The sequence below is a fragment of the Chitinophaga sp. HK235 genome (genome assembly GCF_018255755.1).
In the GTDB taxonomy this organism is placed as follows: domain Bacteria; phylum Bacteroidota; class Bacteroidia; order Chitinophagales; family Chitinophagaceae; genus Chitinophaga.
Window position 1 is genome coordinate 1,756,534 of sequence record NZ_CP073766.1, and the last position, 25,475, is coordinate 1,782,008.

Genomic DNA, 25,475 nt, shown 5'->3' on the forward strand with positions numbered 1-25,475 from the left:
AAAAAGTTGGATGATATCGCAGCCTACAGCTCATGTACATCATATGCTTCGCTGTCGTCGGTGGTGGCCGATGTAAGGGCCTGGACATATTCAGACAACGCTGCTATATTTTTATACTCAAACAATTTGCTGACCTGGATGCTGACGGAGAGCTTCCGTTTCATATAAGACACTACCCTTACTGCCAGCAGTGAGTCACCACCCAGCTCAAAGAAGTCGTCGTACATGCCTACCCGTGGTACTTCCAGCAGTTCCTGCCAGATGTCTGCCAGCGCGCTTTCCATGTCATTGCGCGGAGCTATGAATTCTCCCTTCTTCATTATCTCATCCGGGTCTGGCAGGGCACGGCGGTCTATTTTACCGCTGGCGGTCACCGGCAGCTGGTCCATTTCTATGAGCAGGGATGGTACCATGTATTCCGGCAGTTTTTCTTTCAGGTATTCGAGAATACCGTCTTTGTCAAACGTACCCTGTGGCACCACATAACCTACCAGACGTTTATTGTCTGCACCATCTGCTCTGGCCAGTACTACGGCTTCGTTTACCAGGCCGCATTCCAGCAACACAGTTTCAATTTCACCCAGTTCTATCCTGTAGCCGCGGATCTTCACCTGATGATCGATACGGCCGATGTATTCGATGTTACCATCGGGCAGCCATCTGGCAGTGTCACCAGTACGATACAGGCGGTTTCCGGGGATTATGCTGAAAGGATGAGGAATAAATTTCTCTGCGGTGAGTGCTTCTCTGTGGAGATAACCGCGGGCAAGACCAGGGCCGCCGATACACATTTCACCGGCAACACCCACAGGGCACAGTCCCATATGGCGATCCAATATGAATACGCCTACGTTGGCAATAGGTTTGCCGATGACTACCACATTATCTTCCAGCACAGGCTTGTCTGTGAGCGTGGTACATACCGTGTTTTCCGTAGGTCCGTAGGCGTTAACCACACGGATACCTTTTGCCTGCAGGTATTTGGCATCTTCTCTGTTGAGAGGTTCCCCGGCGGATACGATCGTTTTCACAGGCCCCAACACATCTTTGATAATATGCTGGTAGGATGGCGGCAATGTCACCAGTTCCACCTGCTGGGTATTGACCAGTTCTGCAAAACTATCGGCAGACAACAGGTCCTCCTTGCGGGGCAGCACCAGTATACCACCACTCAGCAACGTGTTAAAGATTTCATAGCAGGAAGCATCAAAACCAAAAGAAGCAAACTGCAGTGATCTCATGCCTGGTTTCAGCCACAGGGCGTCCCGCTGGCTCAGCGCCAGGTTCACCACACCATAGTGCTCCAGCATCACCCCTTTGGGTTTGCCGGTAGAACCGGAAGTAAAGATCACATAGGCCAGATCATCCGGCTGTGGCGGATTTTCAGGATCTATGGCAGGATAGCGCTGTATGGTTTCCCATTCATCATCTACCACAATGATCTTCGCATCCGGACGAACAGCACTGAGCTTATCACTGCAGGCAATGCTGCTGACCATTACTTTTGCGCCGGTATCTTCCAGCATATAACTGATACGCTCTGCCGGATACTCAGGATCTACGGGCACATAAGCCGCTCCTGCCTTCAGGATAGCTAAAATGCTGATGATCATTTCCAGCGAACGTTCCAGGCATACCGGTACCAGTGTACCATTGCTGACGCCTTTTTTGCGGAGATAATGCGCCAGTTGTGCTGAGCGCTCATCCAGCGTTTTATAACTCAGCTGATGCGTGGTAAACACCAGCGCGGTGGCTTCCGGCTGTAATGCTACCTGGGCTTTCAGCTGATCGATGATTGTTTTTCCTGTTGGGTAATCTGTAGCCGTGTCGTTAAAATCGTACAGCAGTTCTTTTTCTTCCGCAGCATTCAACATCGGTATGGTTCCTACAGATACAGCGGGTGCTGCTATAATGGAACGTAACAGCTGTTCGAAATGCTGTATCATCCGGCGGATGGTAGCTTCCTTAAACAGGTCCACACAGTATTCCACACAACCCACCATACCACTGGCTGTTTCTTCCAGGGTGAAGTTCAGGTCTACCTTGGTTTTGGTATAAGGTATTTCCTCATGTGTAAACTGTATGTTGCCCAGGCGCAGCTCCGGTACCGGTGGTACGTTCTGCAATACAAATACCGACTGGAACAACGGTGTACGACTTACATCCCTGTCTTTCACTACTGCATCCACAATCTTTTCAAAGGGTACTTCCTGATGTGCAAAGGCTCCCAGGGTGGTTTCCTTTATCTGTTGCAGGAAAGCGGTGAATGCAGGGTTGTTGCTCAAATCAGCACGCAGGGCAATGGTATTGATAAAGAAGCCGATGAGTCCTTCTGTTTCCTGTTGTGTTCTGCCTGCTACCGGTGTACCTACACAGATATCATCCTGCCCGCTGTAGCGATACAACAATACCTTGAAGGCGGCCAGCATAGTCATAAACAGGGTCACGCCTTCCTGTCTGGACAGTGTATGTATCTGATCTGTCAGTTGTTTGTCGAGTGTAAACCAGCTTCTGGCACCGCGGGTACTTTGAACAGCCGGACGGATATAATCTGTAGGTAACTGTAACGGTGCTACGTCATTCAGTTTATTTTTCCAGTATGCCAACTGTTGTTCCAGCACATCACCAAACAGATAATTACGCTGCCAGAGGGCATAATCGGCGTATTGTACCTGCATGGGCTTTAACTGCGGCGTGCGGTCTTCCAGGGCAGCGGCATACAGCTCTATCAGCTCTTCTACGAGGATCACGGTAGACCAGCCGTCTGAAGCGATATGGTGAAGGATGGCTACCAGCACATATTCTTCTTCTGAAAGCGTAATCAGGTGCACACGCAGCATATGATCTTTCTGCAGATCAAACGGAAGGCTGATCAACCGGTCTATTTCAGTGTGCAGGGACACAGTATCCTGTTTCCAGGGAGTGCCATCGATGATATCCATCTTCCAGTCCCATGCTTCTTTTACACGCTGGAAGGCTTGTCCGTCTTCCTGTTCCATCACCGTCCGTAAAATCTCATGGCGGGCAACGACGGTTTGCAGCGCATTGGCCAGTGCCGTTTTGTCCAGCACACCTTTCAGCCTTAACACAGTAGGTACGTGATAGTGCACGCTGCCTTCCATCTGATCGATGAACCACAAACGTTCCTGGCTAAACGAAAGCGGTACCCTTGCAGGCCTTTCCTTATGAAGGATTGCCGGTACTGCTGTCCGGACATTACTCTTGTCCAGATGTGCGGCCAGTGTTTTAACAGTAGGATAATCAAACACGTCACCGATCACTACTTCCGCTGTCAGCTCCTTACGGATGGCTGAGATAAGACGGATCGCCAGCAGGGAGTGTCCGCCCAGGACGAAGAAGTCATCATGCAACCCTACGTTTTCTACCTCCAGCAAGGCTGCCCAGATAGCAGTCAGCTTTATTTCTGTCTGTGTTACGGGTGCTTCATATTTATCAGTCTGCACAGCAGTGGCTTCAGGATCAGGCAATGCTTTGCGGTCTGTTTTACCATTGGCCAGCAGCGGGAAGTGATCCAGTACTATGAGCGAAGACGGATGCATATATTCAGGCAATTCCTTCCTGATATATTCCATTACACCTTCTTTATCCAGCTCTCCTTCCGGCACGATATAAGCCACCAGTCGCTTGTCGCCTGCGGTATCTGCTTTTACCAGCACAACTGCCTGGCTGATCAGCTCACAGGCTGCCAATACTGCTTCGATCTCTCCCGGCTCTACCCTGTACCCTCTGATCTTCACCTGATCATCGATACGGCCCATGAAGAGTATATTACCGTCCGGCAGGTATTTCACCAGGTCTCCGGTCCGGTACAAACGTTCTGTTGTATCCGGCTGGAAAGGATCGGCAATAAATTTTGACTGGGTAAGTGTTTCATTATTGAGATATCCTACGGCCACACCGGTCCCTCCGATCCACAGTTCGCCCGGAACACCTGTGGGACATAGTTTCCCGGAAGGGCTCACCACATACACGCTGGTATTGGAGAATGGCCTGCCAATAGGTACGGTTTTGTCGTATACGTAATTGTCTTTTACTACATGCAGTAGTTTTCCTATAGTCGTTTCCGTTGGTCCGTAGTGGTTAACCACCACACAACCGGTGCCTGCAGCACGGATGCTTTCTATCACACCTGCGTCCAGCGCCTCCCCTCCGAAGATGAGCAGTTTACCTGGCAGCAGCAGATGATCGCCGGAGCTGAGTGCCTTCCAGTGAGAAGGTACTATCTTGATACAATCTACCGGGTGTTTGTGCAGATATTGATGGATGATATCGGGGTCGTTGATAGCATCTTTAGAGAACAGATGCAGTGCACCACCGGTAAGCAAAGAACCGAAGATCACAGTATTACCCAGGTCGGTAGCGATGCTTGACAACAAACCGAAAGAACGACATTCTTCCAGCGGCGTTGCCTGCTTCAGTCCAAACGTATAGTCTACCAGGTTACGATGGGTGACCATTACGCCTTTAGGCTGTCCGGTACTACCGGAAGTATAGATCACATAAGCTACCTGGCCGGGATGATGCGGCAGTTGTAAACGTTCAGTGTGCTGATGATTCAGCTGATCACTGTCCAGTTGTATGATATGCAGCTCCGGGTGCTGAGGTAATCCACCAGCACAGGCTTTGCTACTCACCACTACACCCGCAGCGGTATCCTTTAACATATAGGCGATTCTCTCTGCCGGGAAATCCGGATCTATGGGCACATAGGCGGCACCTGCCTTCAGGATACCCAGCATGCCCACCATCATATGCAGCGAACGTTCTATGTACAATGGTACCATATCACCAGGACGTACCCCATGATCCAGCAGGTAACGGGCCAGCTGATTGGCGCGTTCTTCCAGCTGCTGGTAGCTAAGCACTCCTTCTTCATATACAACAGCTACCTCTTGCGGTACACGGTCGGCCTGTGCTTCAAACAGCGTGGTGACCGTAGCCCTATCAGGATAAGGCACTGTAAGGGTATTCAGCAGCGTCTTTTTCTCTGCCGGTGTTATCATCTCCAGCGAGGCCACTGTAGCAGTTCCGAGTGTGATGATCTGTTCCAGTACACGGCGGAAATGAGTCGCGATCATCTCAATAAACGGCTCCTGCAACATACCGCTGTTGTAGCTGAACAACAGGCTTGTTTCTGCAGCAATACCAATAATGATCGTCAGGGGATAGTTGGTATGTGGATGTATTTCCAGATTACTGATTCGCAACTGCCAGTCTTTCGCAGACAGCACTTCATTGACAGGATAATTCTGGAAAGTGATGGAGCTATCGAACAGATCACCGGTAATACCGGACCATTGCTGCACATCATTCAGACCTGCATACTGGAACTCGCGGCTCTTCAGCTGTCCTGCCTGCAGTTCCTGCAGCCAGGATACGATACCCCTGGTTTCTTCTATTCTTGTATGAAGTGGAAGTGTATTGATATAAAGCCCTACCCTTTGCTCAACGCCTGGCAGATCTTCCGGTCTTCCGGACACGGTAACACCATAGGTGATTTCCTGGCGGCCGGTATACCGGTATAACAGGTACGCCCACACGCCTTCCATCAACGTACTGGTGGTGATATGATGCTGCTGGGCAAAAGCCGCCAGCTGACGGGTAGCTGCTTCGTCGAGCGCAATACGTTTTTCCTTGTATACCCCGCTGCCTTTGGTCCTGGTAGAAACAGCATCGATAAATGGCATTAGCGTTCCTTCAGTAGCGCCTTCCAGGTATTTTTTCCAGAAGGAAGCCATTTGTTCTTTATCCAGCTTTTCGGTGTAACGGATATAATCTTCGAAGAGATCTACCGTTACGGGTGGCAGCTCTCTGCCGGATACTATCAATTCATAGGTATTGAGCAAACTGTCTACCAGCACTGGTAATGACCATCCGTCCAACAGCATGTGGTGCGAGGTCCACAGGAGGCGGTAGTTATTTTCGTGCAGGCGTAGCAGTGATATCCGTGTCAATGGAGCCTCGCGGAAATCGAATCCCTGACGCAGGTCTTCAGCCTTGAAAGCCTCAAAAGCGGCTTCCTGTTCAGCTGCATTGAGATGGGTATAGTCCAGTATGGTCACTGGTATTTCCACCTGCTGATATACACATTGTACCGGTATGCTGAATTCATCATAATAGAATGCGCTGCGCAGAATGCTGTATTGTTCAAGCAAACGGTTCCAGCTCTGGATGAAGGACTGTGGTTGCAGGTTTTCCAGATCACATATAAACTGTTCGATGTAGGTTCCGCTTTCCCCGTCATACAAACTATGGAAAAGCATACCTGCCTGCAATCCGCTCAGCGGATATAAACCAGCCACCTGTTTACGTCTGGCGATGCCCTGATAAGGTGTGTCCAGGAAACGGTCCAGCTCTTCCATGCTGATATCCTGTCCCAGGCCATAGTCAGATGGTGTGGCGATTGTTTCGGGTTGCGCTGTACAGTGACTGATGAGTGTTTCCAGCTGTGTGATATACTCAGTGGCCAGCTGTTGGATAGTAGCGGCATTGTAATGCAGGCTGCTGTATTTCCATTGTACTACCAGCTCACCTCCCTGTACCATGCAGTCTACTCCTATCTTCTCATTTACTTTCAGTTCCGGAGATGCGGAAGATCCGGAAGGTTCATGGGCGATGCCCAGGTAACTACCGGACTGCATGATATTATCTGCCTGTCCGAGATAGTTGAACACTACATCCCATGGATCGTTGCCCTGTAAGGCCGCTACTTTGTTGATATATTTCAGTACACCATAACCGATCCCTTTATCTGCCACTTTACGCAACTGCTCTTTCACTGTTTTCAGCAGGGTGCCGGGCTGTCCTGCTGCTGTTGCAGGCAGGAACACCGGGTAAAGGCTGGTAAACCAACCTACGGTACGGCTGGTGTCTACACCTGTTGTGATATCCTCACGACCATGGCCTTCCAGGCCGATGACCATACTGGTGGATCTGTTCCAGGCAGATAATACCTGTGTTAATGCAGCCAGGAGCACATCATTTACTTCGGTATGATAAGCATGTGATGCACGTTGCAGCAGTTGCTGGGTTTGTGGCTGTCCCAGCCGTACATCCAGTGTACGTATATCCGATATCGTTATATTTTCTGACGATGTTTTTTCTGTACGCAGCGGGATATAATGTTCCCTGATTTTTTCCCAGTAGGACTGTTGTTTCTGCAGACGTGCTGTTTCACCATACCTGGCGAGTGCCTGTTGCCATTGGCGGTAGGAACTGCCCTTAGGCATGGAAAGGGCTGCGGCGCCTTGCTGCAGCAGCAGTTCCAGGTCTTCCAGCAGAATACGCCAGGACACGCCGTCTATGGCCAGGTGATGCACTACCATCAACAGTCTGTTATGTGTTTCGGATGCCGGCGTTTGCATCAGCACAGCTCTTACCAGGATGCCGCTTTCTATGCTAAGCGTGGCCTGATAGTAGTTGCTCAGTTCAAGCATACGGTCTGCCAGCTGTGTTGCCGGAATGGCCTGCAGGTCTTCCGCTGTCAGCATTCCTTCATAAGTGCCATAAACCTGTTCCCATGCGGTGCCGGTATGCGTATACTTAAACCGTAACGTATCGTGGTAAGCCAACAATTGTTTGATAGCGGCCGACAAATCGGCAGCAGTTACTTTTTTATTAATTGTCAGTAAGACACTCTGGTTGAAATAAGGAGCATCGGTACCTGCTGTTTCAAAATACCATTGCTGGATGGGCAACATGCCGCTGGCACCGGCCAGCAGTCCCTGTTCACCTGTCAGGGTATCTTTTTTCCGTGACAGCACTTCTGTTGCCAGCGCAGCAATATGCTGGTGTGTAAAGAGGTCGCGTGGCTGGAACTCCAGGCCGGCACGTCTCGCACGGCTGACTACCTGTATGGAAATGATGGAGTCACCACCTGATTCAAAGAAATTATCGTAAACGCCTACACGGGGCAGGTTGAGTAATTGTTGCCATATATCCGCAAGGATACGTTCTGTTTCGTTGCGTGGTGCTACAAAAGTATCAGACAACAGCGCGGCTGCATCGGGATCCGGCAATGCCTTGCGGTTTACCTTTCCGCTGCCGGTCAGTGGTATGGCTTCCAGCGGGGAGATAAAGGATGGTACCATATATTCCGGCAATCTGCCTTTCAGGAAAGACACGATACTATCCTTGTCAAAGGTTCCGTTGGGCACTACATATGCGATCAGGCGCTTATGTCCGTTGGCATCTTCCCTTACTATCACGGCGGCATCACTTACCAGTGAGGAGTCCAGCAGAGCGTTTTCTATTTCGCCCGGTTCCACACGGAAACCACGGATCTTCACCTGGTCGTCTATCCTGCCCAGGTATTCAATGTTACCATCGGGCAGCCAGCGGCAGAGGTCACCGGTGCGGTACATCGTAGCTCCCGGCTGCTTGCTGAAGTGATCAGCCACAAATTTTTCCGCTGTCAATGCGGCTCTGTTCCAATACCCTCTGGCCACCTGTATACCTGCAATATGCAGTTCTCCCGCAACGCCCGGAGGTAATAAATGGCCGGACTTATCCAGGATATACAACTGTGTATTAGCCAGCGGCAAACCAATAGGCACTACTTCCACTGCTGCTGTACGCGGTGCATGCCAGCAGGTTACTTCTATAGCTGCTTCCGTAGGTCCGTATAAGTTAAACAGCTCCACATGCGGCAACTTCTCCCTTATCCCCAACACCTGCTGTGGTTTTAAGGCCTCACCACTGCACAGCACCCGTTGCAGCGAACTGCAGGCACCGGTAGTGATGTTTTCCAGGAAAACGTTTAACATGGAAGGAACAAAGTGTATGGTGGTAATACCATAACGATCTATCGCTTCCAGCAGGTAATCTGTATCTTTCTGCCCTTCCGGCCTTGCAAATACCAGCTTGGCACCGGCAATCAAAGGCCAGAACAGTTCCCATACAGATACGTCGAAAGAGAAAGTTGTTTTCTGTAAAACGGCATCTCCGCTGTTCAGGCATATGTTCTCCTGTGCCCACTGCAGCCTGTTTACAACACCTTTGTGTTCATTCATCACACCTTTAGGCATACCGGTAGAGCCGGAGGTATAGATCACATAAGCCAGCTGATGGGGCTTCACGGCCGTTTTCAACGGAGCGGTATAAGTACGGATGGTTTCCCATTCCTCATCGAGTTTTACCACTGCAATTTTTGTGGCAGGCAGCAAAACAGCCGAAGCGCTGTCACTCACCAGTATGTTGGCCCTGGTATCTTCCAGCATATACTGGATACGTTCTTCCGGATAATGAGGGTCTACCGGCACATAAGCACCGCCAGCCCTGAGAATACCCAGGATAGCCACCATCATGGAGTTGGAACGTTCCAGGAATACGGGCACCAGTGTTTCACTGTCTACACCCTGTGCCTGCAGATAAGCGGCCAGCTGTGCAGAGCGTTCTTCCAGCTCACGATAGGTCAGTGATTCGTTTTCAAATACAACGGCTGTAGCTTCCGGTGTACGGGCAGCCTGCTCTGTAAAGAGGCTGACCAGTGTTTTATCCGCCGGATAAGCCGCTGTAGTATTGTTAAATGTTTCGAGTAATTGATTTTCAGATGCTGTCAGCCAGCTGATATCGCTGATGATGTTATTGCCTGGTGTCAGTACCTGCAGCAACACCTGTTTGAAATGTCCTGCAATAGCCTCGGCATAGCCTGTTGGCAATATCGCTGCGTTATAGTTGAAGCGGATGCTGATTTCTTCAGCCGCCTCGATGATAATATCCAGGGGGTAGTTAGTCTGTTCGTGTACCGAAACGTTTGCTACCTGTAGCTGCCATTTATCAGAGGAAACGGCTTTACTTACCGGATAGTTTTCAAATACCAGCAGACTGTCAAACAGATCTCCTGAAATACCGGCTCCGCGCTGGATAGCGTCTAACCCTGTATACTGGTATTCCCTGCTTTCCAGTTGACCGGCCTGTATTTCCTGCAGCCAGGCAGCGATGCGGTTGTTTTCATTCACCACCGTATGCAGCGGAAGTGTATTGATATACAGCCCTACACGCTGTTCTACGCCCAGCAGGTCTTCCGGACGACCGGATACTGTAACGCCGTAGGTCACTTCATCACGGCCGGTATAGCGGGATAACAGGTACGCCCACACGCCCTGCATGATGGTATTGACCGTCACCCGTTGTTGCTGTGCATACCGGGTAACATCGGCTGTGGTATCCTTGTCGAGCAGCAAGGCGATGGCTTTATAAACGCCTGCCCCCTTGGTACGTTCGGCGGCAGCACGGATAAACGGCAACAACGTTCCTTCATTTACATCTCTGAGATAGGTCTGCCAGTAAGCAGCCGCCTTGCCTTTGTCCTGTTTTTCTACATAACGGATAAAATCGCTGTAATGATCTTTTTCGTATATGCCTGTCTGTTTGCCGGTAACCAGCAATTCATAAGTATTCAGCAAACCTTCCAGCAGCACGCTCAGTGACCAGCCGTCAAACAGGATATGATGGAATGTCCATAACATCCGGTAGCGGTTTTCCGTCAGTTGTATCAGCGCCACCCGCATTAAAGGTACTTCCCGGAAATCGATGCCCCGTTCCTGATCGGCTGCCTCAAAGGCTTTCAACGCCTGTTGTTGCGCCGCTTCATCCATGCCGCGATAATCCAGCACGGTAAACGGCATCGTTGCCTCCAGATAAGCGCATTGCAGCGGAACACTGAAATCATCATAATAAAAACCACTTCTCAGCACACTGTAACGGCGGAGCAGGTGGTCCCAGCTCTGTTGCAGGGCCTTGATATTCGGATTGACCAGATCACATCCCAGCTGTTCTATGTAAGCAGCATTGTGTTTATCGTAGAGACCATGGAACAACAAACCTTCCTGTAAGCCGCTGAGGCGATACAGTCCTTCCACCTGAGCCTGACGTGGGGTACCTCTGAAAGAGGCCTCCATAAAGGCATCCAGCTCAGGCACCGTAATAGCCTTGCCCAGCCCGAAATCAGCAGGTGTGAAGACAGACACCGGCCTGGAAATACAATGACTGATCAGCGCTTCCAGCTGTGTGAGGTACAAGGCTGCCAGTTCAGCTATCTCAGCAGCCTCAAAATGATGTGTACTATATCCCCATTCCAGCACCAGCTCTCCATGCTGTATGATACTGTTGACAGATATTTTTTCCTTCACGGGATAATCAGGTGCCATGGCTACTCCCGGCAGCTCTTCTGCCTTGCGGATATGTCCTTCCTCATTCACCGTCCTATCTGATTGCCCGAGGTAGTTGAACACAATGTCCCATGGATCCTGCCCTTGCAGGGAAGGGATTTTATGAAGATATTTTAACACCCCGAAACCAATTCCCCTGTCAGGTACCTGGCGGAGCTGTTCTTTTACGGATTTAAGCGTCGCTCCTTCCCCTCTGGCAGCACCGGTTTCCAGCAACACAGGGTAAAGGCTGGTGAACCATCCTACCGTATGGGTGGTATCAATGCCCGGCGCAATGTCTTCGCGGCCATGACCTTCCAGCCCGATAACAACATCCCTGCCTCCGTTCCAGGTATTCACAGCCTGTGCCAGCGCACACAACAGGATATCATTGATTTCTGTATGGTAAGCCCGTGGCGCTTCGTGTAACAATGCACTTGTTTGCGCAGCACTTAATCTCACCTCCTGTTTACGTATATCCTGCATCGTTATAACCCGGTGGTTGTTACGCAGCCTGTTCAGCGGCTGATAACGGGCTACCATCTGTTCCCAGTAACCTACCTGGTCAGACAATAACGCCTTGCTGCCATATCCGACCAGCGCTTCGTGCCACTGACGGATGGAAGTGCCCTTGGTTCCCAGCACGTTGTCTACATCTGCAGTATCATTCTTCAGCAACAGTTCCAGGTCTTCCACCAGAATACGCCAGGAAACGCCATCTACCGCCAGGTGGTGAACAGCCAGCAGCAGGCGGTTATGCGCTTCTCGTGGAGGTGTCAGTAACAGCGTGGCCTGTAATAACTTACCCCTGGTAATATCAAGGCTACGATGCGCAGCATCCGCGTAGCTGATAATTGTTGCGGGCAGCGCGGAAACCATCACCGGGCGAAGATCTGCCACTTCCAGTTCAACTTTCGGAACACCATATTGTTGTGTCCATCCGGATGCTTCCTGCTGATATACAAAACGGAGTGCATCATGATAACGCACCAAAGCGGCTACAGCCCTGGCAATGGCGTCAGAAGTAATGGTTTTATCTATCTCCAGTAAAATACCCTGGTTAAAATGTGAGACGGAAGGTGGGTTGGATTCAAAATACCATTGCTGAATGGGCAACAGTCCGCTGCTACCAGTGAGCACACCCTGCTCGCCGGCAGACTGGGCCTGCTGTTGAGCGGATAACATAGCAGACAGTCCTCCGATGGTCTGATGAGCAAACAGATCACGTGGATGCAACTGATACCCCGCTCTTCTGGCACGGCTTACCACCTGTATAGTGATAATGGAATCTCCGCCCAGTTCAAAGAAGTTGTCGTGTATCCCTACCCGTTCTACACCCAGCAGATCTTTCCAGATACCAGCCAGTGTACGTTCTATCTCATTCTGCGGAGCAATGTATTCATTGGTCAGCGTAGTCCCGGCATCTGTATCCGGTAATGCTTTTTTGTCTACTTTACCATTGCTGGTGAGTGGCAGCTTGTCCAGCTCCACCAGAATAGCCGGCACCATATAATCCGGCAGCTGATCTTTCAGATAGGCCAGGATGGCTGCTCTGTCATAAGTACCATTTGGCACTACATATCCTACCAGCCTTTTGTTTCCTTTAGGATCGGCTTTTGCCAATACTACGGCCTGGCTTACCAGCTCACATTTGGTCATCACACTTTCAATCTCTCCCAGCTCTATACGGAAACCGCGGATCTTCACCTGATCATCGATACGGCCCAGGTATTCAATAGAACCGTCCGGCAGCCAGCGTCCCAGGTCACCGGTTTTATACATACGGGCATTCTGCACCGTGCTGAATGGATCCGCCACAAAGCGTTGCGCGGTCAGCTCTTCACGGTTGAGATAACCTCTGGCCAGCCCAGCGCCGCCTACATGCAGCTCTCCGGCTACACCGGCCGGTGTCAGCCCTCCATAAGGGTCCAGGATGTAAAGGCTCAGCGTAGGAATCGGCACACCTATCACACTACCACTTTCTGCATGGTGCAGTCCTATCGGCTGATAGGTCACGTGCACCGTGGTTTCGGTGATACCATACATATTGATCAGGCGGCAATTACTATACTGTTGCAGCCATGGCTGTAGTTTACCCGGATTCAGCGCTTCACCGCCAAAGATCACATAACGCACCGGCACCTCTTTCGCCACGCCTGTCAGGTAGTCCTGCAGCACGTAAAAAGCAGAAGGTGTCTGGTTAAGTATGGTTACGCCTTCTTTTATCAACAGCTCCCCGAAGGATATCGCATCCTGCGCAGTCTTTTTGGGCACTATCACTACGCGGCCGCCGTAGAACAAAGCTCCGTACATTTCCCATACAGAGAAGTCAAAGCAGAAGGAATGGAACATAGTCCATACATCCCGTTCATTAAAATCATACAAGGGTGCATCTGTTTCAAACAGCCGTACCACATTCCGGTGCTCTATCAGCACCCCTTTAGGTTTGCCGGTAGAACCGGAGGTATAAATAACATAAGCCAGATTGGAAGGCGTCAGGGCTGTTTCAGGCGCCGTAGTCTTATGCGCCGCAGTTGTCCGCAGCTTTTTATCCGCTGCTATCACGGTAACGCCTCTACGGCTGATTTTCAGTTTCTCTTTACAGGTGCTGCTGGTAACGATCACTTTGGCCGCAGTATCTTCCAGCATAAAGCTGATACGATCTTCCGGATAATCAGGATCTATGGGCACGTAGGCTCCACCAGCCTTTAAGATACCCAGTATCCCGATGATCATCTCCAGTGATCTTTCAATACAAATAGGCACCAGCGTATCTTCCTGTACCCCTTTGCTTCTGAGATGATGTCCCAGCTGATTGGAGCGCTCATGGAGCTCACGGTAGGTCAGCACCTTATCATCGATAGATACGGCTACGGCATCGGGCGTACGAAGTGCCTGTGCCACCAGCAGGTCTACAATGGTTTTGTCTTTGGGATATCCTACAGACACTGCATTGAATGATTCCAGCAGCTGCTCCCGCTCTCCTTTAGCCAGCATCGGCAATAATCCAATATGCTGATCAGGTGTTAACACAATACCCCGCAGCAGCTGTTCGAAGTGTTCCCACAAACGGGCCACTGTTTGCCCGTCAAACAGGTCAGCACAGTATTCTACGTTTACATCCAGTCCGGTACGGGTTTCCACTGCGGAAAAACTCATGTCAAACTGAGCGGTGGTATGTTCAATAATTTCTTCTTTTAAGGATACCTCACCCAGACTGATAGAAGGCACATCAGGTGTATTCTGCAGACCGAAGACCACCTGGAATAAAGGACTTCTGCTCAGGTCTCTGCTGGTAACCACTTCATCCACCACTTTTTCGAACGGCACTTCCTGATGCTCGTAGGCAGCCAGCGTGGTTTCCTTCACCTGCTGCAGCAGCGACGTGAAAGTCGGATTATTACCCAGATCACTGCGTAAGGCCAGCGTATTCACAAAGAAGCCTATCAGCCCTTCTACCTCCTGCTGTATCCTTCCGGCCACAGGTGTACCTACACAGATATCATCCTGGCCGCTATAGCGGTGCAGCAATACTTTGAAAGCAGACAATAAGGTCATGAACAATGTCACATCTTCGCGCTGGCTCAGCTGTTTCAATTGTTCCTTCAGAATGTTATCGATTTTGAAGGTGGCCAGGCTGCCCTTTCTGCTCTGTACCACAGGTCTTGTTCTGTCTGTGGGCAGATTGAGTGGAGCCACGCCACGCAGTTTGTCTTTCCAGTATATTGTCCTGGATGCCAGCACTTCGGGTGTGAGCCAGTCGCGCTGCCATACGGCAAAGTCGGCGTACTGCAGTTCCAGCTCCGGCAGCGAAGCGGGGCTACCCTGCAGGAAAGCTTCGTAAAAGGTTGCCAGCTCTTTCACCAGAACAGACACAGACCAGCCATCAGAAGCAATATGGTGCATCACCAGCACCAGTATATATTCATCCTGTCCGCCCTCCATCAGGTGGGCACGCAGCATATGATCGGCAGAAAGATCGAATGGGGTATTGATAACAGACAGCACATGGGCATGTAGTGTAGCCGTGTCCGTTGTACGGAGGTCCCACACGGATTCTTCCAGTTGCCAGTTGTTTTTGTCCAGCACCTGCTGATAGGCAGTTCCGTTTTTCTCGCGGATCACGGTCCTCAACACTTCATGTCTGTTGACCAGCTCCTGCAGAGCCCCGGCAAGTGCCTGTTTGTTGAGCTGCCCTTTTAATCTCAGGGCCAGCGGCATATGGTAAGCGAGGGTCCCTTCCAGTTCATCGAGGAACCACAAACGTTCCTGGCTAAACGATAATGGAATGAGGGCAGGGCGCCGGCCGGTCATCACCGGTGGCAGCAGACTGCTTCTGTCCTGCTGATCAAGGTAAGCAGCCAGTTGTGCGATGGTAGGATACAGGAAGAAGTCTCTTACGTTCAGCTCTGCCTGCATCTCTTTGCGGATCGCAGACACCGCACGGGTGGCCAGCAGGGAGTGTCCGCCGGATTCGAAGAAGTTGTCCCGTACGCCGATGGTATCAACACGGAGCAGGTCCAGCCATATTTTGGCCAGCTGCTGTTCTGTGGGCGTTACCGGCGCCTGATAGTTGATCCGGCTTTTACGTTGCATATCATCCCTGACACTCAGAAACCGGCGGTCGGTTTTTCCGTTGGCTGTCAGCGGTAACTGTTGCAGTGCGATAAAGTCGGAGGGAATCATATATTCAGGCAACAGCTCCGACATGGCATCCCGGATATCCCGCTGCAACAAGGCGCAGATATCGGGGAATAAGGGGATGCTGGTTTTAGCCGCTGCTGTATGGGTACGTTGAGCCACAACAGGTGCCACCACCCCATCAAAGGAATGCTGCTCCAGCACCAGATCGATCTTCAACGGATCTTCGTTGAGCAACAAACGATAACGATAACCCTTGGCCCTGGCCAGTGTCAGGATTTCCTGTACCATGGCTGTTTCCTGGTCGGGTGCGGCACTGGCAGCAATCAGTTCTTTCACATTATCTGCCGCTCTGCCGCGTATGGCTTGTTCCTGCAGGCGTTCTCTCCATAAGCGTGGGTTAGGCACATCCCTGAGTGCAATGATGTCTGTTCCTTTGGCCAGTTCAATCAGGATATCACCTTTATCATCCAGCGCATCCCAGGACTGCCAGTCAGGGCGCAGCACCTCTTTCTCCCTGCCTACATGAACAATCACCGTATAACGGTATAGGCTCAGCTCATTGCCATAATCGCCCTGTTTCCACTGAATATCTACATGGGTGATTTCAGGGAAGCGGGAACTGAGTTCATAGAAGTAAGCCGGTGCAAAACAAAGCTCTTCTTCCTTCAGCACTTCCTGGTCTACCTGCCAGTTAAATTCACGAATACCGGTTTTGTCCTGCAGCTTGTCCAGTTGCAGGCGACGTTTAAAGGAAGGCAACAGGCGCAGATCACGGACGTCACCGATGATGATGGTGCCCTGGCCTTTCAGGAGCGTAACACATTTGGCTAATACATCCGTCATGTATTGTTCTCCCGGGAAATATTGTACGATGGAGTTCAGAATGATGGTATCAATCGATTCATGCTCTTCCAGTGTTACGTCGTGTGCAGCGCATAATTTAAGCGTGGTTTCGGGATATACGCGTTCTTTTTTGTCAATTCTCCGTTGCATCTGGGCCATCGACACACTGGAAAAATCGGTACCGATATACCGCTCTATATGGCCGGCCAGCTGATAATAGATCAACCCCGTACCACTGCCTATTTCCAGCACCCGCTTCGGTTTCTCTCCCAATATCACCGCAGTGATGTCCTGCAGCCATTTGGCCATCAGTTCGGATGCGATGGCTCCGCCGGTGAAGCTGTCGTTCCAGCCGGTGATGTTAAACTCTTCATCCAGATCGGGGATCTCATCGGCTTTTACATAGGCTGTTTCATACAGCTCTTTCCAGGTTTCTACCTGCTGCAGGTATAACAGGGATTCTTTTTTTCGTATAGCCGTGAGGTCGGGTACGTAATAACCTGCCAGTCTCTTTTCGGTTGCTGATAAATGTTTTACCACTACGGCGCCGGAGGTCACTTCGTCCAGGCTGTTCAGCACTTTTTCTATTTCACCGGGTTCAATACGGTAACCGCGTATTTTAACCTGGTCGTCTATACGACCCAGGTATTCCACGTTACCATCCGGCAGCCAGCGGGCGCGGTCGCCGGTACGGTATAAACGGGCGTCGGGTAATTTGCTGAAGGTGTCTTTTACAAACTTCTCTGCTGTCAGCTCCGGCTGATGAAGGTAGCCTGCAGAAACGCCGGCACCGCCCACATACAGTTCCCCAGCGACGCCGATAGGCGCCGGATTACCGAATGTATCCAGCACATACGCTGTTCTGTTACCCAGCGGACGACCAATAGGAATGCTTCTGCCAGCCGTCAGCTCTCTGATGGTATAGGTAAGTGAGAAAGTCGTATTTTCCGTAGGTCCGTAACCGTTAATAACGGTGATATCAGGCCATGCTGCGCGGAAGCGGCGTATATGTTCTTCGGACAGCTTCTCACCACCGGCCATCACTACAGCAAGGCCTTCAAACAAACGAATATCATCATCCACCAACTGGTTGAACCAGCTGGCAGTAAACCACATTTTTGTAATATGCCTGTTACGGATCTCTTCCTTTAACAGATTATTGTCCAGGAAATGATTCTGCGGGCATAATACCAGATGGCCGCCATTGAGCAACATACCCCAGTATTCGATAGTAGTAGCGTCAAAAGACGGAGAACCGGTAGACAAGAGCACATCGCCGGGGCCTAATGGCACAAAATTGCCGCCGGTGGCCAGGCTTACCACATTACGATGCATCACCAGTGTACCCTTGGGTTTACCGGTAGAACCGGAAGTATACATTACATAAGCCGGTGATGTGGGTGTGATATCAGTTACCACCGGGATGGCCGGCATGTTTCCGAGTGCCTCCCCGATGCTGTCAGTACAAAGTAATACAGCATCCGGTGCAATGTCCAGCAGCAAAGCCTTATAGGTACTGCTGGTAATGATGCGGTTACCGCCGGTGTCCTGCAACATAAAGCTGATACGCTCTTTCGGATATTCCGGATCTATCGGCACAAATACAGCACCGGCCTTTAATATGGCGAGGATGCTGACAATCAGTTCCGCAGAGCGATCGAGGCATACCGGTACAAACATGCCCGGGCGAACACCCAGGCTTTTGAGATACTGCGCCAGCCTGTTAGACTGGTCTTCCAGTGCGCTGTAGGTTAACTGCTGACTGCCAAAAGACAGGGCCATAGCGGCCGGTGTCTTTTGTACCTGTTCATCAAACAAATCAGTAATTGTTTTCTCAGCCGGATAAGCGACTGCAGTATCATTGAACCCATATACCAGGGTATGTCTTTCTGCTTCGCTTAAAATATTCAATGTACCGATATGCGAAGCCGGTGCTGCCACTACGGCTTTCAACAGTTCCAGGTAGTGGTCCACCATCCGCTGCATAGTGCCTTCGCTGAAAAGGTCTTCACAATATTCCAGGTCCACTTTAATACCTTCCGGTTTTTCTTCGAGTGACCAGAACTGGTCGAACAGGCTGGTAATATGTTTCACCGGTTCGCGGGCAATGGTGGCTTCTCCCAGCTTCAGATCCGGCATATGCGGTGCGTTCTGCAATACAAAGATCACCGGGAAAAGTGGGTTCTTACTGATATCCCGCTCTCCTCCCATCATCTCCACCACCTTTTCAAAAGGAGCTTCCTGATGGTCATAGGCATCGAGCAATGTATTTTTTACCTGGTCCAGGAATGTTACAAAGGTAGGGTTGCCACTGAGGTCACTTCTAAGTGCCACGGTATTAACAAAAAAGCCAATCAGCTTTTCGATATCAATCTGCATTCTTCCGGCGACAGCACCACCCACACAAACATCTTCCACGCCGCTGTAGCGGTATAACAGTACTTTAAAAGCCGCCAGCAGTGTCATATAGAGGGTCACGTCCTGCTGATGTGAAAGTGTTCTCAGCTGGGTAGTCAGTTCTTCGTCGATGTTAAAGGTGATCATGGCACCCCGGGTACTTTTTATCAGGGAGCGGTCACCATCTGTAGGCAGTTCCAGCAAGGTGGTGTCTGACAGCTTCTTTTTCCAATAGGCCAGTTTTTTATCCAGCAACGTGCCGCTGAGGTATTTACGTTGCCATAGTGCGTAATCAGCATATTGCACACCTAAAGGCTCTATCGTATCTGCGAGGCGGCCGGCATATATCCGGTACCATTTCACCATTTCATTAATCAGTATCGACAAAGACCAGCCGTCTGCGGCAATATGGTGAATCACCACCACCAGCATATGCTCTTCAGGTGCCAGGCGTACCAGATGTACACGGAAGGTATGGTCGTGTGCGAGGTCAAAAGGAATGTTGAACAGGGTGGTAATATAAGCATGCAGCTGTACTGTATCCTCCTTATAGCGGTCATCATCTGTAAGGCCCATATGCCAACTGTCTGGCTCCAGCACCTGCTGATAGGGGTTGCCATCTTCCTGCAATATCACTGTACGCAATACTTCATGACGATTCACAATGGTCTGGAAGGTGCGTTCAAGGGAAGCAGTGTCCAGTTTTCCGGTGATCCTGAAAGCACCGCGCATGTGGTATTGCACGCTTCCCTGCAGCTGATCGATAAACCACAAACGTTCCTGGCTAAACGACAATGGAATCTGCCCATTGTAGGTGCTGGCAACCGGTGTGATTTCATCTGTAAAAACCGGCTCAGTACCCTGCTGCTTCAGGTATTCTATGAGGTGGAATTTATATTGCTTTAATTTTTTCAGAAATGATTCATCTATCTCTCTGTCTTCCTGAATATCCAGTAAAAGATTATCATCTTCAAAAGATATAGTGACACCACTTTCATTAGCCTGCTGCAACAGGGCTGCAATATCACTAAAGTTTAAACTGGGCATTGTGCTAAGATTTAATTGAAAAATGCGAGATTAATTTTCATAGATAGTTGTACGACGAGGATCACAATACGATCCTCTTTTCTTTTCTGGAGGAGAGCTGCGCTGCCACATGTTTGGCCAGTGTAGCAATCGTTACCAGGTTAAACAGTTCCCTGACAGTGATGGTGAGGCCAAACTGCGACTGTAGCGCTGCGGCCAGGCGCATCATCAGCAGGGAATGCATTCCCAGCTCCGGTAGTTTATCGTGTATGCTTATCTGTTGTATTTCGAGTAAAGAGCAACAAATGGCGGCTACTTTTTCTTCTGTAGCATTCCGGGGGGCCACATATTCCTGTGGTTGCAGGGAGCGTCCATCCGGCGCGGGCAGTGCTTTTTTATCAATTTTTCCGTTGGCTGTCAGCGGAATATTTTCCAGCGGTATCAGCACTGCCGGCACCATATACTCCGGTAGTTTGCCCTGCAGGAAACCGAGTATGGCCTCTCTGTCAAATTCACCGCATGGCACTACATAACCTACCAGTTGTGTATTGTCGCCTTCTGTTTTGATGACCACCGCTTCGTTGACCGCCGGGCATTTCACCAGTACATGTTCTATTTCTCCCAGTTCAATACGGTATCCGCGGATTTTGATCTGGTCGTCCAGGCGGCCGAGGTATTCGATAGTGCCATCGGGCAGCCATCTGCCGAGATCTCCGGTGCGGTACATCCTTTCTTCGAATGTTGTTTCAAAAGGATTGACCACAAATTTCTCTGCTGTCAGCTCCGGTCGGTTGAGGTAACCACGGGACACACCAGGACCTGCCACACAGATTTCTCCGGGTGTTCCCATCGGCATCAGTTCCAGCGAAGGGCCTGTGATATAAATCCGCATGTTCTGTATAGGTTTACCCAAAGGCACATTGACCTGTTCGGGCGCCTCATACATAAAGTGGTGACAAATATCATCGGAAGCTTCCGTAGGGCCGTAAGCGTTAACCACCGGAATCCTCGCAAATGCAGGATGGGCAAACCATTGCTGTAAGGTATGCGCGCTCACCGCTTCACCCGTAACCAGTAAATATTCCAGATGACTAAGGGTAACCCCGTTGTTTTCTTTCAACAACGCGGCCAGATAGGAAGGCACCAGCTCCAGCACAGTGACCATATGACGGTCTACTGTCCGGATAAAGGCCGTGGGGTTGTAAATGAGATGGTCGGGATAAATAATGGTAGTGCCGCCGCAGGCTAAAGCGGCCAGCATCTGCCATACGGAAATATCAAAAGTATAGGGAGCAGTAAAGGCTACTATTGAATATTGATGGATACTGAGATCATTTATTTTGGCAAACAGGTGGTTCAGCATGCCTTTATGTTCTACCATCACCCCTTTGGGCCTGCCCGTAGATCCGGAGGTATAGATCATATAAGCCAGATCATCGGGTGCTGGCGTGCCGGCGACCGGATGTACCGGTTCGTTACTGAAAATATCCGGAATATTATCGAGCAGGATCACACTTACCGCCATATCGCGCGGGATATTTCTTTTGCCGTAACTGCTGCTGATCATAACATAAGCACCGGTATCTTCCAGCAGGTAGCGGATCCTTTCCTCCGGATATTCAGGATCTATTGGTACATAGGCTGCTCCGGCCTTCATGATGCCCAGGATGGCCACCAGCATATTCACCGAACGTTCTATACATACAGGCACCAGCTTATTGGCCTTCACTCCCCTGCGTTGCAGATAATGCGCCAGCTGGTTGGAACGTTCGTGCAGGGCACGATAGGTGAGTTTCATCCCTTCAAACATTACCGCTATGGCGTCAGGAGAACGTTCTGCCTGTTCTGCCAGCAGCGTAATCACTGAAGTATGTTCCGGCGGGTTGATGCGGAAGTTGTTGTTAAAGCCATATAACAGGGCTTTTTCAGCATCCGGCAAAATATCGATATCATCAATATTGGCCTCCAGGGAATCAGGGAACTGTTGCAATATGTGCAATAGCCGTTCCCGTAACAACGTAATTTCTGCAGCGTTAAAATATTGTAACTGATAATATATCCTCAGCTCTATGGGCTGTTCTTCATTGTAATCAAACCAGGCCACTTCCAGCGGGAAAGGCATAAATCCACTGGCCACCGTATAGTTGGTGGCTTCTATTTCCCCGCCGAAGTCCGGCTTACAATTCATGGTGGCATTATTCACGATCACCTCCAGCAGATAATCTTCTGCGGTGTTCACTTTCAGTTGCCTTACGAGATCGCCCAGCAGATAGTTCTGGTAACGGTAGTCTTCCCGCTGTGCAGCGGAGATCTGACGGATCAGGTCTATCAGTTTCGTTCCCGGTGTGTAGGTACCTTTAAAAGGAATAATACCGGTAAACATGCCGGCGATACTACGCAGTTGTTTATTTCTCCGTTTATGCAGCGGCATTCCGAAATGATAATCAGTACGGCCATATATCCTGGAAAAATAGATGATAAAAGCCGCGATGGTCAGCTGTTGCAGACCGGCTTTTGTTTTTTCCTGCAATGTTTCCAGCAATCGCTGGATATGTTGCGGCACCTCAATAATCTGGGCTTCGCTGCGTTGATCATGTCCAACGGCATTTTGTGATTTTTTTTGCAGCAGCGGCGCAGGTCTGGCAGGAATTTTATTTTTCCAGTAAATACCTTCTTTCTGATAATCTTCGTTATTATAGGCAGCAGCAGCCCTGATGGCTTCTTCTACATAAGAAGGAAAGTTAAAGGATGAAGGAGTACCCGTCACCAGTGATTTATACTTTGCAGCGATATACTGGAACAGGACAGAGATACCATACCCATCAGACACCAGGTGGTGGCATTTGAAAATATAGATATGGAGTGTATCTGTAACCCTGATCAGGTAATGCTGATAAGGAGGTTCTTCCTTATTGACAGCTATCGCTATATTGAACTGTTCACGCATCCATTCCAGCACGTTATCCAGGCCTTCTGCGCTGAAGTCAAGCTCCGACAGGTGTTCCCGGTAATCCTCTTCCAGATACGCATGGTCCACATGGCCGCTGAGATCAAACCGTAGCTTAAATGCATCAAACACACCCGGAATAGAAATGATAGCTTCCCTGAATTTTTCCTTGTCAAGATGACCTGTCAGTTTAATATAGCCACCATCGTTATTCTGCGGGCTGTCCGGATGAATCACCTGATCCATATAAACATCATGCTGCGAAGGGTGCAGCGGAACTATTTGCAGTGACATATTGTTATATTATGCTTGTTTAATTGGTACAGCACATGCGTGGTCCAGGTGCTGAAAATTGGATATGACCATTGATATCGGTGGGGTTAACAATGCTCCTGTTAGAATTGGGGGATCAGTCCGGCATCACCATGCCCACATTTCTTTTGCGTGCTTCCTGATAATAATGGCCACCAACGGCAATATCATACACGGCCATTCCCATGGGATTAAACATTACGATGCTGTCTCCCTTGTCCTGTAAAGCGTCTTTACAGACTACATCTGCGATAGACAACGTATCACTTTTCTCCAGTCCCATGATCTTGTGCATATTTTCGATGTCTGTATTTTGTCTGCACACTTCATCCCAATCGTCTACCACCATTACGTCCATGTGGCTCACCATCTCCACTTTATAATCGCGCAGCGAAACATTCAGTTGCAGCGAAGATTTTACCGGCGGGAGGTTTACATAGGGAGCTGATGATACGGTACAGGTGATGAAGATATCAGCCACGGTATAACAGTCCTGCCAGGAGTCGGCCACTACTATCTTGTTTTTCAGTGCAGGATCTACATCTGTCAGATCAACCCCGTTGATATCATACAATAAAATCCTGTTTGCACGATCGCCCAGAATAGCAGTGACCATTTTCAGATGCATTCTACCGATGGGACCAAAGCCGATAATACCCACGGTAAATTGCTGATCTTCCTTCCTGGAGGAGAGATATTTTTTAAGTATTACGCCGGAAACTGCGGCTGTACGGATGCCGCTGATAGTAGCTGTATTGATCACACACAACGGTATTCCTGAGTCATGTTCATTCAGGATGGTGACAGAGTGCGCTCTTAACTTTTTCTGATAGATATTATCGGGGAAACTGGCAATCCATTTGATACCTGCCAGTGGCGCCTGGCCGCCGATGTAGGCCGGCATGGCAATGATCCTGTTTTTGGGATCACCATAACGCAGATAGGGTTTTATCGGCTGTGAAAAATCATTCTGATGCAGTGCAGCCGTGGCACCACTGATAACATTTGTCAGTTCCTCCCAGTCAATTCCTATTTCACGGATATGATCAGCATTAAGATAGAGCATATTAATTTTTTAAATTTTAAAATTTTTTTATTGTGCGATAGATGCAGATTCCAATTTGTTGGCCAGTTGTGTTGCCCATTCCTTGTTGTAAATAGTATCAAGGTATGAATGGCCTTTGTCAGGAAATATCAGCAGTGAATTGGGTGTGGTTGTATAGGAAATATCCTTGAAATAGTTTTTAGCGGCCAGGTAAACAGCGCCGGAGGAAGCACCTGCAAAGATCACCTGCTCATTGAGCAATTCCAGACAGCCTTTGATGATATCTGTTTGTGAGAGGATCACCACATCATCGATCAGGGCGTTTTTAATAATAGGCGGAACCTGGCTGGCGCCGATGCCGGAGATATATCGTTTTACAGGTGGTGCGTTAAAAATCACGGAACCTTCTACATCTACTCCTACGATCTTAATGTCCGGTCTTTTTTCCTTGATACTTTTGGAGATGCCTGTGATAGCGCCACTGGAGCTAACCGCTACGAATATGTAGTCAATCGGCTTGGGGCATGCCAGGATCTCATTTGTTAAACCATAGTATCCTTTATAGTTGTTGGGATCACCGTACTGATCAGCGATAAATGAGTTGTTAATGGTGGCGTGCATCTTGTTGACGGTATCAATACGGGTAAGCAGATAACCACCGGTGTGGTCACGCTCCGTAATTTTCACCACCTTGTAAGCAAGGAGATTCAACAGGTTTTCGTATGCTGCATTGATATTGGGATCAATGACAGGAATAAATTTCAGGTCCAGCATTTTACAGATGGAAGCCACGGCGATGGCCAGGTTACCGGAGCTGGAAGCGATAATCGTGGTATCCTGGTTAATATGTCCGGCTTTGATGCCATTGTAGATAATGCTGTAACCCGCGCGGTCTTTTGAACTGCCGGAGAAATTGTTGTATTCAAGCTTAGCCCATAAGGGAGTATCTGTGTTCCGAAGAGAAATGAGGGGGGTATTACCTATAAAGGCAGACAGGTTTTCAAGCTGTTGTAGCATAAGTTATATTTTGAAGTAAAAACTGGGGGATACCTGCATCCGGGGTGTGGATGCAGGTATAACGAAATGGTTA

General features: G+C 49.7%; 4 protein-coding genes. All 4 read right to left on the minus strand.

From position 1 onward, the window contains the following. Positions 1-23: 23 nt before the first annotated feature. Entirely contained in the window at positions 24-20,102 is a 20,079-nt protein-coding gene (locus KD145_RS05575; RefSeq protein WP_212004917.1) for a non-ribosomal peptide synthase/polyketide synthase, read from the minus strand. Between the two features lie 61 nt (positions 20,103-20,163). Then, a complete protein-coding gene (locus tag KD145_RS05580; protein ID WP_212004918.1) occupies positions 20,164-23,322 on the minus strand; it encodes a non-ribosomal peptide synthetase in 3,159 nt (1,052 codons plus the stop codon). Between the two features lie 115 nt (positions 23,323-23,437). Further along, on the minus strand, positions 23,438-24,406 hold the full coding sequence (locus KD145_RS05585; protein WP_212004919.1) for a 2,3-diaminopropionate biosynthesis protein SbnB: 969 nt from the start codon (positions 24,404-24,406) through the stop codon (positions 23,438-23,440). 27 nt (positions 24,407-24,433) lie between these two features. Further along, positions 24,434-25,402, minus strand: coding sequence for a pyridoxal-phosphate dependent enzyme (locus tag KD145_RS05590; protein ID WP_212004920.1), 969 nt, complete (start codon positions 25,400-25,402; stop codon positions 24,434-24,436). Between the last annotated feature and the right edge of the window lie 73 nt (positions 25,403-25,475).

What these genes read in the sequence shown, in the direction of transcription:
- KD145_RS05585 (WP_212004919.1), bottom strand. Translation starts at nt 24,406, where the DNA reads ATGCTCTATCTTAATGCTGATCATATCCGTGAAATAGGAATTGACTGG.
- KD145_RS05580 (WP_212004918.1), bottom strand. Translation starts at nt 23,322, where the DNA reads ATGTCACTGCAAATAGTTCCGCTGCACCCTTCGCAGCATGATGTTTAT.
- KD145_RS05575 (WP_212004917.1), bottom strand. Translation starts at nt 20,102, where the DNA reads ATGCCCAGTTTAAACTTTAGTGATATTGCAGCCCTGTTGCAGCAGGCT.
- KD145_RS05590 (WP_212004920.1), bottom strand. Translation starts at nt 25,402, where the DNA reads ATGCTACAACAGCTTGAAAACCTGTCTGCCTTTATAGGTAATACCCCC.